The 12,114-nt window shown below is 45.0% G+C and carries 11 protein-coding genes and 1 pseudogene; 2 read left to right on the top strand and 10 right to left on the bottom strand.

Features of this window, described 5'->3' with window-relative positions; all coding sequences use genetic code 11:
* Positions 1-227: 227 nt before the first annotated feature.
* The 10 genes and pseudogenes from ACUVJL_RS23765 to ACUVJL_RS23720 all read right to left on the bottom strand — a co-directional run bounded on the left by ACUVJL_RS23765 (position 228) and on the right by ACUVJL_RS23720 (position 9,622).
* Positions 228-1,310, bottom strand: coding sequence for a glycosyltransferase family 4 protein (locus tag ACUVJL_RS23765; RefSeq protein WP_445248092.1), 1,083 nt, complete (start codon positions 1,308-1,310; stop codon positions 228-230).
* Between the two features lie 90 nt (positions 1,311-1,400).
* Positions 1,401-2,471 (bottom strand): glycosyltransferase family 4 protein, encoded by a 1,071-nt coding sequence (locus tag ACUVJL_RS23760; RefSeq protein ID WP_445248091.1) that lies wholly within the window; start codon positions 2,469-2,471, stop codon positions 1,401-1,403.
* Positions 2,472-2,701: 230 nt separating this feature from the next.
* Positions 2,702-4,840, bottom strand: coding sequence for a glycosyltransferase (locus tag ACUVJL_RS23755; RefSeq protein WP_445248090.1), 2,139 nt, complete (start codon positions 4,838-4,840; stop codon positions 2,702-2,704).
* 235 nt (positions 4,841-5,075) lie between these two features.
* Positions 5,076-5,609, bottom strand: coding sequence for a hypothetical protein (locus ACUVJL_RS23750; protein ID WP_445248089.1), 534 nt, complete (start codon positions 5,607-5,609; stop codon positions 5,076-5,078).
* A 342-nt stretch (positions 5,610-5,951) separates the two neighbouring features.
* Positions 5,952-7,022, bottom strand: coding sequence for a glucose-1-phosphate thymidylyltransferase (locus ACUVJL_RS23745; RefSeq protein WP_445248088.1), 1,071 nt, complete (start codon positions 7,020-7,022; stop codon positions 5,952-5,954).
* 285 nt (positions 7,023-7,307) lie between these two features.
* A complete protein-coding gene (locus ACUVJL_RS23740) occupies positions 7,308-8,018 on the bottom strand; it encodes a M15 family metallopeptidase (RefSeq protein WP_445248087.1) in 711 nt (236 codons plus the stop codon).
* A 22-nt stretch (positions 8,019-8,040) separates the two neighbouring features.
* A pseudogene (locus ACUVJL_RS23735) lies at positions 8,041-8,394 on the bottom strand (DUF5615 family PIN-like protein).
* Positions 8,394-8,630, bottom strand: coding sequence for a DUF433 domain-containing protein (locus tag ACUVJL_RS23730; protein ID WP_445248086.1), 237 nt, complete (start codon positions 8,628-8,630; stop codon positions 8,394-8,396). Before ACUVJL_RS23730 ends, ACUVJL_RS23735 begins: the two are co-directional and overlap by 1 nt.
* A 124-nt stretch (positions 8,631-8,754) precedes the next feature.
* On the bottom strand, positions 8,755-9,417 hold the full coding sequence (locus ACUVJL_RS23725) for a class I SAM-dependent methyltransferase (RefSeq protein WP_445248085.1): 663 nt from the start codon (positions 9,415-9,417) through the stop codon (positions 8,755-8,757).
* A 46-nt stretch (positions 9,418-9,463) separates the two neighbouring features.
* A complete protein-coding gene (locus ACUVJL_RS23720) occupies positions 9,464-9,622 on the bottom strand; it encodes a hypothetical protein (RefSeq protein ID WP_445248084.1) in 159 nt (52 codons plus the stop codon).
* On the opposite strand from ACUVJL_RS23720, the gene ACUVJL_RS23715 reads away from it, so the two are divergent.
* Together ACUVJL_RS23715 and ACUVJL_RS23710 are read left to right on the top strand one after the other, a co-directional pair.
* Positions 9,606-10,076, top strand: coding sequence for a MarR family winged helix-turn-helix transcriptional regulator (locus tag ACUVJL_RS23715; protein ID WP_445248083.1), 471 nt, complete (start codon positions 9,606-9,608; stop codon positions 10,074-10,076). The two genes, ACUVJL_RS23720 and ACUVJL_RS23715, sit on opposite strands and share 17 nt — an antisense overlap.
* 164 nt (positions 10,077-10,240) lie before the next feature.
* Positions 10,241-11,926: an HlyD family secretion protein gene (locus tag ACUVJL_RS23710; protein ID WP_445248082.1), complete on the top strand. Its 1,686-nt coding sequence runs from the start codon at positions 10,241-10,243 to the stop codon at positions 11,924-11,926.
* Positions 11,927-12,114 lie beyond the last annotated feature (188 nt).

Here is a 12,114-nt window from a genome sequence, read left to right as displayed (position 1 = left end):
AAAGGGGCGGGGAGGGCGGGTTGACAAATACCCTGGATCTCAATCGTAGATATTGGCGAACCCGCCCCTACAAAACCAGTCCCTGAGCTTAATTGCTGTTAATTCGCCAGACATGAGATCGGGCTTTTAGCTTCTATTTCCCAGATTTCTGCTGGCACCGGTGGCGATCGCACCCTAAATGCGATCGCACCCTAAATACGATTCTCTGTACCCTGAGAATAGAAAAATTAGATATATCGATCTAGAATAGCAGCAGTTTGCAGCCCTGTTTTTTCCCAGCTAAATTGTTTTGCTCTGGCTAAACCGAGCTCCCGCAAGTGCGATCGAACTTTGGCATCGACTGCAAGCTCTTGCATCGCAGTGGCAATTTCCTCGACGCTGTAGGGATTGACTAATACTGCTGCACCCCCCGCGACTTCTGGCATTGAAGACAGGTTAGAGGTGATGACAGGAGTGCCACAGGCCATTGCTTCGAGCACGGGGAGGCCGAATCCTTCCCAAAGACTGGGAAAAACCAGCGCGATCGCTTGGTTGATGACTTTGGGCAAGTCGGCCGCGGGAATGTAGTCTAAGAATTTTACTCGATCGAATAATCCCAATTCTTGAACCTGCGCTTTCAGCAGCGGCGTATAGCGTTTGTCTTCCGAACCTGCTATCCACAATTCGTACTCGGAATTATGAGGCAAAGCAGCAAATGCTGCTACAACTCGCTGCACATTTTTATAGGGATTGTGGCGACCGATATAAAGAAAATAATTGCTTGTTGGTAAGTCTAAAAAACGGAAAAAACTGGTATCGTATCCAGGGAAAATGGGCGTAATTAAATTAGTAGGAATCTTGCAAAAATTAGCGATATCTTTCGCAGTGGATTCAGAGTCGCAAATGACGTGTTGAGCCTGTCGCAGCACTTGAGGAATGTAATAGCGGTGGTAAGGTGTCAGAGGATCGAAGCGACGGGGAAATCGCAGCGCTATCAAGTCATGGACTGTAATGATATAGCGGCAACCTGCAAATAGAGGAGCTTCGGGAATTGGGGAAAATAATAGGTTAGATTTTAGCTGTTTATAAATTTTGGGAAGTTTGGTTTGTGTCCACAGCAATCGGTTGATGTGTCCTTTGGTTCCTTGTTCGGGTGTTAGATTGGCGGGGATTTGGTAGCAGTTGCTATTGGGAAATTTTTCTGCTGTTAGTAATGTGGGATTGAGGGATTTTAGGTGGGGAAATAGGTTTTTGGCGTAGATGGCTAAGCCGGTGGGTTTGGAAATTAGGAAGGAGAGGTTGATTAGCAGGTTGGATTGGAGATTGGGCATGGGATAATATGTAGATTGCGGTTTTTTGGTGGGATTTTTTTATTGAACCGCAGAGGGCGCAGAGGACACAGAGATGAAGAGAGGGAAGATTTAAAGATATTGCTGTAAGATGTTGGCGGTTGCTTTTCCGGTTTTGTTCCAGCTAAATTGAGATGCTCTGGCTAAACTAGCAGTTTTTAAGTTCGATCGCACTTTTGAATCTCTGGCTACTGTTTGCATGGCTTCGGCTATTTCTCCGATGCTGTAAGGATTGACTAATAATCCGGCATCTCCGGCTACTTCTGGCATCGATGACAGGTTGGATGTGATGACGGGTGTGCCGCAAGCCATTGCTTCTAAAATTGGTAAGCCGAATCCTTCCCAAAGTGTAGGGAAAACTAGGGCGATCGCCTGATTCATTAGTACGGGCAATTGAGAATAGGGAACGTAACCCAAAAATTTGATTGAAGATTTTAGTTTTAATTCTTCAACTTGTGCTATCAACTGCGGTGTGTAGGCATTGGGAGGCCCTGCTAGCCACAATTCGTAATTTGCGCGATCGGGCAAACTCGCAAATGCCGCAATTAATCTTTCCAAGTTTTTGTAAGGATCGTGTCTGCCGGTATAAAGAAAATAATTTTTGGCTGGCAAATCCAGATATCTAAAATTAATATTATCGCAAGCTAGGGGAATTTCGGTCATTTTATGACGCGGAATCTGGAAAAAGTTAGCAACATCTGCCGCCGTTGCTTGAGAATCGCAAATAATGTGTTCTGCTTGCCGCAAAACCTGCGGTATATAGTAGCGGAAATAAGCTGTTAATCTAGAAAACCGTTGGGGAAATCGCAAAGGAATTAAATCGTGAACTGTGACTATGTAGCGGCAGCCGGAATACAAAGGTGCTTCGGGAATTGGGGAAAATATCAGGGTTGACTGCAATTTTTTGTAAATTTTTGGCAAGTTGAATTGAGTCCACCGCAGCCTATTAATTTGTCCTTTCGGCCCTCGATCCGGCGTCAGAGTGTCGGGGATTTGATAGCAAGTATAATTGTCAATTGGCTGGGAGACAAGTAATGTAGGTTCTAGCTGTTGCACTTGTGGGAAAAGATTAGCTGCATAAGTTCCGATTCCCGTTGGTTCAGGACTTAAGAAAGATAAATTGATTAAAAGTGGGTTAGACATGATTCGAGCGAACACAATTTATTTATATTGTAAGGCGGGTTTTACCAACTATCTACGTCTCAAACCAATCATCTCCTAAACCCGCCCCCACCAAACGAAAAATCAAAATGTACATTTTTATGGTTGTATAGAAGTCAAGGTTGATGTAAGTTATTAGTGGTGTGGGGGCGGGTTTATATAAATTGTTTTTCATCATCCAATTTTGTTAGTAAAACCCGCCCCTACGCAATTTATCGATCGCGATCTCTCTGGATCATTTGAGCTACATCCGCCGGATTTGGCAGCCGAATTGTAGCATATTCTTGGTAAATAATCTCAAAAAAACTCTTGACTTTTTCCTCGAAACGTGCAAGTCTAAAGTTCTGACTGCGCTGCTGTGCACCAGCTTGAAGTTCTGCTAGCAAATCGGGATTAACAATTAGTTGACGTGAATGCTGGCAAAGTTCCTCAACGGTATTGAATAAAAAACCCGATCGCCCATGTTGGACAATTTCCGGTTGGCCGCCGCCGTTGAAAACAATCGGAGCACAACAGTTTTGCATTGCTTCCACAGTCGCCATCCCGAAATGTTCAAATCTTTGAGGATTGACTTCACCCAAACCGCAGCCGTGCCAAAATATGCTCGCTCTAGCATAAAGCGATTTTACCTCATCCAAGTCAGCATTGACTTTTACCTCGATCGCCCTTGAATCTTGCTTCAATAAATTCTGAACAGTCTTTAAATAAGGATTGCGGGAAATACTGCTTCCCACTAAAACAAGCCGCCATCCTTGGAATTCTTCGGGATAATCCGCTAGCAAACTGCGGAAAGCTTGAATTAATTCAATTTGCTTTTTTGTTCCCCCAGCTTCAAACTGTCCCACAGCCAAAATTATCTTTTCTTTCGCCACTTTAACTGTTGCCATTTCCACCGGGGGATAAAGCAGAAAAGTTGGCTTGAGGTTCCAGCGTTTATCCAACCACTTGACAGTAAATTGACTATTGGCAATAATAAAAGTGTAGTCATCCACAGCAAAATGACGGTTGCGAAAGGTATTGGGAAAGTGGCAGAAAAATATTGATATTGGGGATAGTGGTTTCACTTTTTCGAGTTGGTTTGCGTTGATGAAAATATCGTAGTTTTGGCTTTCTCTGGCAATTTCATCAAAGGGATTGTCCATATCCTCCACGATGATGCTGGAATCGATGCACTGCATTCCGCGTTTCTCGTAAAACGCCAAGGGAATAATTTTTATTTTGCATCCTGAAAGGTTGAGTCCGTACCACGATTCTAAGTCGGAAACAGCAACTGCTTTGTTGGCGATAAAAGTAATGTCAAATTCATTTTGTAGCAGCGAGGCGATGGTAGCAACGTATTTTTGACCGCCACCAATAAAATGCAGTCCGTGATCGTAAATGGCGATCGACATTTTGCGATCGCCCCCAACCACCTGCAATCGAGACAAAATGCGATCGACCTTCAGGCGACTGTAAATCACCGCCAACTTTTCCGACAACTGCGGCAATAGAGTGGCGATGATTTCTGGTTTCTGATAATCTCGAAGTTTTTTAATCGCTACAAATAAACTCTCGAACAGCAAATCGTACTGCTTATTAGTAAAAAAATCCGAAGTATGAATTGAAGAAACTAATTGCAAAGGTTCATGTTTAGCCAAATACAAAAACCGATTACGATTGCAGAAATACTCGGTAAGTTTGCTTCCTTTACTCGAACCCCGATACTCATGATGGGCGATAGCTGCGGGAGTATAAAGCATTTTCCAACCGCGTTTGTGGCAGCGTTTTGCAAACTCTACATCCTCAAAATACATCACAAAATCTTCATCTATTGGCCCGACATCTTCCAAACATTCTCTCCGAAAAAGCACCGCCGCCCAACAAAGCCCTTCGACTTCCCGTTCTGTATCGTACTGTCCCGAATCTTTCTCGCCAAAGCCGACATCTCGCCAATAAAAATTAGGTAATTGCTGAATGCCGACGCTGTTAATTCGCCCGTCTTTAAACAGCAATTTGCCGCTACTTGCACCGATTTTATTATTAGTTTTTAGCCGTTTGACAAGAATCTCTAACCAGTGACTGTCAAGGGTAGCATCGTTATTTAGAAAGCCGATATATTGCCCTTTAGCTTGGCTGATGCCGAGGTTGAGAGCTTTAGCAAAGTTGTTGGCGGAATTGACAAAAATGCGAACTTTTGGAAAGAGTTCGCGCAGGGAATTAACGGAATCGTCTTTAGAGCAATTATCAATTACAATTAAATCTAGTTGCTGTTCGGGATACGCAAGTTTTTGTAGAGATTTTAAGCAATCTTTCGTGTGGCGCAGACCGTTATAGTTGACTATAATTAACGAGCATATTGGCAGTGCGGTCATTGGATTTTAGATTTTAGATTTTAGATTTTAGATTGAAGAATTGCTCTGGCGAATAAATCTGGGGCCTTGTGACCAAATTATTTTGGGTCATCTTTGATGCTTTATTGTTGTCGCTCGAGCAATTGAGCGGTCATTGGATTTTAGATTTTAGATTTTAGATTTTAGATTGAAGAATTGCTCTCGCGAATAAATCTGGGGCCTTGTGACCAAATTATTTTGGGTAATCTTTGATGCTTTATTGTTGTCGCTCGAGCAATTGAGCCGTAATCTTCTCTAAAATAGCAGTATGTTGCTGCTGCACTACTTTAATTTGCTCTATTTCAGACTGAAAAGCTGCGATCGCATTTTGTTGAGTCTCAAGCTGTGCTGTAACTTCGGGAAATCCGCTGCTGAATTCCGATTTAATTTTTTTCTCGATATTTTGTTGATTTTCTTGCAATTTTTGCAACTGAATGCTCAATGTTTGAACGACGCGGGTATTAGCGAAATTGTAAATAACTTGGCGTTCGAGTACGGGCCTGAGCAATTTTCTGACTATTTTCCTAACTGCAATTACTGCGGAACCAAGCCGCCTTTGGTAAGAGGTAATGGGGATGTTATAAATATCGAAACCCGCCTTTAACAGGGCGATGTCTTCGTCATCTTCATCTCGGGCGATCGCACTATTTTCTCTTCCCGGCAGCGACGGCTCAACAATACCAATTCGCGGCTCCAAAGTTTGCCGCAATTTATCTATTATCTGTTGAGTTGGTATTTCTTCGTACTGCAAACTTTCCTCTCCTTTAGGTAACTTAGTATGACTTATTATGGAACAGGCATCTTTGCTGTTTCAATCATTGTAACTAATTGTGAACAGGCCACTTTGCTGTGTGAATAATTGTAATTAATTGTGGAACAGGCATCTTGCCTGTTCAAGGGCGGGCAGGATGCCCACCCCACAAGAAAATTTATCTCTTGTTAAATCAGGATTATTGCTTTCGATATTGGCAATATCTCAATTTAAGCTATAGCGGTTCTCAAAAAAGTGAGGTATGCCCTATGCCCACGGAGGCCTATGCCCTATGCCCACGGAGGCCTATGCCCATGAGTACCTCATCTTTCGCTCGAAAGGCTATAGCTCAATTTGACTGTCATCACCAATCATAAACCGCAGAGCTTTTGGACGAGCGGGCGCATTTGTGAGTTGAGCTCGTTGCCCGATCACGCTATCAACAATTCGCTGGTGAATGCCCAGTATTTTCGCCCCTTGCAATATTACACTGTGTTCGATATCAGCATCAATCATCGTCACGCGATCGGCAATACTGCTGTAAGGTCCGATAAAGCAATTTTCAATGCGGCAATTTTCCCCAATTACCACCGGCCCGCGAACTGTAGAATTAATGATTTCCGTTCCTTCGCCTATTTGGACTCGTCCGATAATTTGACTTTTGGCGTCTACTTTTAATTCAGTTGAAGCTACGATACAGCTATCTAAAATGATTTGGTTTGCACTCAGCAAATCGTCTTTTTTCCCCGTATCCAGCCACCAACCCTCTAAATTGCAGGCTTCTACCTGTTTTTCCTGATTCATGAGCTGTTGAATAGCGTCTGTAATTTCGAGTTCGCCACGGGCCGAGGGTTGAATTTGATCGATCGCCTCGTGAATAGTAGGAGCAAAAAAGTAAATCCCCACCAGTGCTAAATTCGATGGCGGAACTTGTGGTTTTTCTACTAACTGCAAAACTTTTCCTTTCTCATCAACTTTTGCAACACCAAAAGCAGAGGGATTGGGGACTGGACGCAGCAAAATTAGAGCGTCTAGTTTCTGCTTGTTAAAAATCTCTAAAAACGGATCTAACTGATTCTGAATTAAGTTATCTCCTAAATACATAATAAACGGAGAATCGCCCAAGAATGGTCGGGCAACTTTTACCGCGTGAGCGAGTCCCGCCGGCTTTTCTTGCAAGATATAAGTAATTTTTGCACCGAAGCGAGATCCATCTCCTGTTTTGGTCTTCACCTCTTCCCCGGTTTCGGGACTAATAATAATCCCAATATCCGTAATCCCAGCCGCCACAATTCCTTCAATTCCATACCACAGTATCGGCTTATTTGCTACAGGAACCAACTGCTTAGCACCCGTATAGGTGAGGGGACGCAAGCGTGTTCCTTTGCCGCCAGAGAGGATGAGTGCTTTCATTGGGTGAACTCTGAGTTATCCTTTAGGGTTTGCGGTGCTGGCTCGATTTGCCTGCACTTGTTCGCTCTCGTTGATTTTAAACCACCGCTACCCCGCTGGCAATAGTTGCCGTGTATCCTGATACAAATGATTTATTTTGCTCAAACTTTTATATTCCTGGACGCACAGACTGTCAGAAACTAGGTTTCTTGCTGGAGGAAGCAGCTAAAAGCTGAGGTTTTTTGTGAAGAAACCAGGTTTCTAAAGGTCGAGAGTGCGCCAGTCCCGATTTAATTGCGTACCCTTTTAATAGCGACCGTATCGGGCCATAAATTGGCTACCACTATTGTTTTGATTTGTCAACCAAGCCCACATCTGATCACCCAGACAAAAATGCCACCATTCGTTAGGATGCTGCTGAAAGCCCGCAGCTATCATCGCATCTTTTAAGATTTTCCTGTGGCGGTGATATTCCTGTTTTTGTGGCTCCTTGCTCTTACCAAAATAATCGGGATAAGAACGTTCTGATATTTCATCAATCGGAGAACCCATATCAATTAGCCGATTATTTTCATCCACTAAAGTTACATCTAAAGCTCCACCTGTACTGTGAGGCGGAGGCATCGCGCGATCGAGGCTTGGTACTGCCCAAAATTGATATACGTGTTCTATAATCACTTGGTGTTTGTCTTCGGAAACCGGAAATTCGCAGCCTTGAGCTACGGCAATTTGATTAAAAGTATAATCTACCATAAATTGCTGAACTTCGACCGGCCGATAAGCGTCAAATATCAGAATTTTCCAATTTGGATAATTTTGCTGTAGCTGAGTTTGAGCTGCGATTAAACTATCTACAACTCCTTGCCGCAAATAGTAAGGCGAATCTGCTTTGCTGTTGTGATAGGGAGCACCCAACTCTTGATAAGGGTGCGGTATTTGAAAGGCAAAATGTTCTGTTGGAATAGGGACTAAAGGTTCGCCACATTCGTCGATAGATATTTGGTGATATGGTTTCATATCCAGGTTTCACCCTAATTTATTACTGATGAACTACAATTGTATCGCGATTCATTTCTATCAATGAATGTTCCTGAAAGAGTTCAGCTAACTGCGGCAAGTTATTCATAAATAAGTCTATAAGTTGGTTATTATTTATGTTGCCTGTGGTCAATATCAACAGCTTGTAAGGTTGCTGCTGGATCATAAATGAATCGATAAAATCTCTATCTTTGGTGATAACAATTCTGCTTTCTTGGATGGAAAGCTAGTTAATTTCTGAATCCGGAGTTGCATTTCGTCGAGGTAAATCCTTAGTATGAATAGTATCGCAACCAGCAGATTGCAGCACGCGCGCAAGACGTAGTGGTAATTGTGCATCTACCAAAAACTTCATTACACTAATACTCGGTATATGCTTTTCACTTGAGTCAGCCGCGCGGCAAATAGCAAAGCAGCTAGAATATCCTCATGTTCTAAATCATCATAGTCATCTATAATTTCTTTAGCATTCATACCAGAACTGAGTAATTCAAGAATGAACTCTACTGGATATCGGAGACCGCGAATACAGGGTTTTCCGTGGCAGATATTTGGATCGAGTGTGATGCGCTGCAAAAGCTGGTTTTCCATATTTTAGGAGCCAATATTAAATATATCCTAACCTCAAGAGGGTAGCTTTCGATCGGTTTGTAGTAAGGACTTTAGTGTTTTCAATTTCCACCTAAAGTCCTAAAGTCCATACTGCCAAAAAATCCTAACTTTGGCGGTAAGCAACTACCGCATAAAACGGATCGCCACTTCCTATTCGCAGCATTTGCATAAAACTCGGCAAGTTAGGCTTGCGAACTATTACTTCCGGCTTGCTAAATCCGGGTATATTCGCTCCTTTGACAGAATCAAAGTAACCCTTGACTAATTCTACCCGATCGCCCTCCGATCCTTCCCGCCAAGCCGCGATCGCCTTTTGATAAAACATCCGGTTGGAAAAACTGATAATTGCTACGCCGCCCGGCTTCAAAATGCGGTGAATCTCGGCAAAAATCACATCGGGGTGTTGCAAATACTGTACCGAAACGCAGTTGACAACCGCGTCAAACTCTGCATCCGGCAGTGGAAATTTGGGATTTGCGTTCAAATTCTGCACGAAATAATGATTCAGCCTGCGATTTTTTGCCAACTCCTCTTCATTCATGCCGTGCCCTTCGACATGGGCAAATTCCATCTCGTCGGGGAAGTGAGAAACCCAACTGCTCATCATATCAAAAATCCGACTATTCGGCTTCAGCCGTTCCCGATACAAATCGGTTAGTTGCTGAATGAATCCATCGTCTACGTGAGTCACAAACCGGGGATAGGAATAGAACAAATTGTCGTCGGTGTCGTCTAACTTGGTGCGTTTGTCGGCTGGAAGCAACATAAATTCAGATCGAAAACTAGATTTACTCTTTCTAGTTTAAGAACAATTAAGAATTGTTAACATATCCGGCAGAGGGCGGATTCCCGGTTTTAGCGTAGCACTCGATCGCCAAAAAACCTGCTTGCACCCCCTTGACATCTTCCAAAAAGCATTTTACACTAATAGTACGAACGCTAAGTAATAAGCCAATGGTTACTACATCCACTGTCGATCGCACACATCTAGCTCAGTGGCACGACATTCTCGCCCCCCAAAGCCTGGGCTACCGTCTGAAACTTCTGGCACAGCTAGGCAGTCGCAGGCTGCAAGAGGTACTTGAACCCTTTGGATTGACACCTTTTCACTGGCTGGTACTGTGCTGCTTGTGGCAAGAAGACGGTTTGCCGACTTCCAGCATTGGCGACAAACTGCAACAGGTAGGCGGGACGCTGACAGGCGTGCTCGATCGCATGGAAGAAAGAGGCCTAGTCCGCCGCGAGAGAGACACGCGCGATCGCCGCATTTGGCGCATTTGGCTGACAGACTCCGGCAGGGAACTGCAAGAGGTATTGCCCCCGCTGGTAGCTAAAATCAGAGATCGAGCTGTCGAGGGAATTTCAGAGGCCGATCGAGAACTCTTTTCCCAACTGATCGATCGAGCGATCCTGAATCTCTCCTAAACCGACAAATCAATCTTTTGAGTGAAGTGCAGCAGCATCTACCTCTACTACATTACAAATAACCGCAAAATACTACGCACTCTTAAAAAAAAGCCGTTTTCCTAAATAAAAACTACGCACCCTAAACAAACGACATCTTACTAAAGTATCAGGAATCAAATACCATGAAAGGCCCAAACGAAACTAACCCAGCAGAATTCAACGGCAACGGCAAAGGCAAAGCAGTCGCCCTATTAGAAAAGCCGATCGACGACAACACCCAAGCTAAAATGGTGCCGGTCATACCAGCCCCAGAAACAGAAATCAGCGCCCCCGCCGAAGTCAAAACAGGCGCAGAAACAGAACTGCAAGCACCCCTGTCGCCTGCGGAAACGCCGAAGAAAAAAGCCCCGAAAGCGTTGATCTTAGCAGCGCTGGGCCTAGGGGCGATCGCAGCAGGCAGCTTCGGCTACCGCTACTGGCAATACGCTTCCATCCACCAAGAAACCGAAAACGCCACAGTTGCCGGACACATCCACCAAATCAGCAGCCGCGTCAACGGTACAGTCGCCGAAGTCTTAGTACAAGACAACCAACAAGTAAAACCAGGACAACTGCTGATTAAACTCGACCCCCGCGACTACCAAGTTAAAGTCCAACAAGCCCAAGCAGCCTTAGAAAACGCCCGCCGCCAAGCCGAAGCAGCCGAAGCAAATATTTCCCTAGCCTCTCAAACCAGCCAAGGCAAAACAGCCCAAGCCCAAGGAGACATCGGCAGCGCCAACGCTGCCATTTCCACCGCCCAAGCAGCAATTAGAGAAGCCGAACAAGGCGTACCCGCAGCCGTTGCCGCAGTCGCTGAAGCCGAAGCCGGCGTACCCGCAGCGCAAGCTAAAGTCGCCCAAGCCGAAGCCGGCATTCCCCAAGCTGAAGCTAAAGTGAGGGAAGCCGAAGCCGGGATTGCCGCAGCGCAAGCTCAGCTAGCACAAGCGCAAGCTAATCTGGTCAAGACGCAAGCTGATTATAGACGGTACGAAAGCTTGCAGGAAGAAGGTGCGATCGCCCGCCAGCAACTAGACTCCGCCAAAGCCGCCTACGAAGTAGCCGCAGGTCAAAGCAGCGCAGCCCAACAAGGAATTGCACAAGCCAGAGCGCGCTTAGCTCAAGCCAAGGAAGGCGTAACCGCAGCCCAAGCAGCAGTAGCCCAAGCTCAAGAAGGAGTAAAACAAGCCGAAGCCCAAGTAGCGCGCGCCCAAGTTGGTGTCGCCAGCGCTCAAGCTAAAGTCGCCCTAGCACAAGAAGGTATTAGCGCAGCCGTTGCCAAACTTGCTGCATCGAAGGGCGGATTGCAACAGGCGCAAGCTACGGGCGAACAAACTAAAGTCAGTCGATCGCAGTATGATGCTGCTAAAGCTGCGATCGGGCAATCGGAAGCGTCGGTTAAAGACGCTCAACTGCAACTTTCCTACACGAATATTACTGCTCCGGCCGCCGGACAAATCGGCCGCAAATCGGTTGAAGTCGGGCAGCGGGTGCAGCCGGGAACTCCGTTAATGGCGATCGTCAGTAACGATTTGTGGGTAATTGCTAACTTCAAAGAAACGCAACTGGCAAATATGAAACCAGGCCAAAAAGTAGAAATCAAGTTAGATGCTTTTGGTGGCCGTAAATTTGAGGGTCGTCTCGATAGTTTCTCCCCTGCTTCTGGCGCTCAATTCTCCTTATTGCCTCCCGATAATGCTACGGGCAATTTCACCAAAGTTGTGCAGCGAATTCCGGTAAAAGTTGTGTTTGATGCCGAAAGCATTAAAGGCTATGAATCGCGAATTGCACCGGGGATGTCTGCTACGGTAAATGTTGAACTGAAATAAGGGAAGACATGACACGGATACACGGATGAATTTAACTGTGTTTTCTTTGATGTTAGCGGTTCTGGCCTTTACCAATCATTGCAGGCGAAATCCCCGACTTCTCAAAGAAGTCGGGGATTTGATTAGACCTCTTGCAAAAGTCCTTTTCATAAATTTATTGGACGGGCAAGATGCCCATCCCACAAGAA

Source organism: Microcoleus sp. OTE_8_concoct_300 (assembly GCF_031383065.1).
GTDB lineage: Bacteria > Cyanobacteriota > Cyanobacteriia > Cyanobacteriales > Microcoleaceae > Microcoleus.
The sequence above is the reverse complement of the archived record's forward strand: the minus strand, read 5'-3'. Positions and strand labels throughout refer to the sequence as shown.

Excerpts from the sequence above, each read along its gene's own strand:
- ACUVJL_RS23765 (WP_445248092.1), bottom strand. The coding sequence starts at position 1,310 with ATGCCCAATCTCCAATCCAACCTGCTAATCAACCTCTCCTTCCTAATT.
- ACUVJL_RS23760 (WP_445248091.1), bottom strand. The coding sequence starts at position 2,471 with ATGTCTAACCCACTTTTAATCAATTTATCTTTCTTAAGTCCTGAACCA.
- ACUVJL_RS23755 (WP_445248090.1), bottom strand. The coding sequence starts at position 4,840 with ATGACCGCACTGCCAATATGCTCGTTAATTATAGTCAACTATAACGGT.
- ACUVJL_RS23745 (WP_445248088.1), bottom strand. The coding sequence starts at position 7,022 with ATGAAAGCACTCATCCTCTCTGGCGGCAAAGGAACACGCTTGCGTCCC.
- ACUVJL_RS23740 (WP_445248087.1), bottom strand. The coding sequence starts at position 8,018 with ATGAAACCATATCACCAAATATCTATCGACGAATGTGGCGAACCTTTA.
- ACUVJL_RS23730 (WP_445248086.1), bottom strand. The coding sequence starts at position 8,630 with ATGGAAAACCAGCTTTTGCAGCGCATCACACTCGATCCAAATATCTGC.
- ACUVJL_RS23725 (WP_445248085.1), bottom strand. The coding sequence starts at position 9,417 with ATGTTGCTTCCAGCCGACAAACGCACCAAGTTAGACGACACCGACGAC.
- ACUVJL_RS23715 (WP_445248083.1), top strand. The coding sequence starts at position 9,606 with ATGGTTACTACATCCACTGTCGATCGCACACATCTAGCTCAGTGGCAC.
- ACUVJL_RS23710 (WP_445248082.1), top strand. The coding sequence starts at position 10,241 with ATGAAAGGCCCAAACGAAACTAACCCAGCAGAATTCAACGGCAACGGC.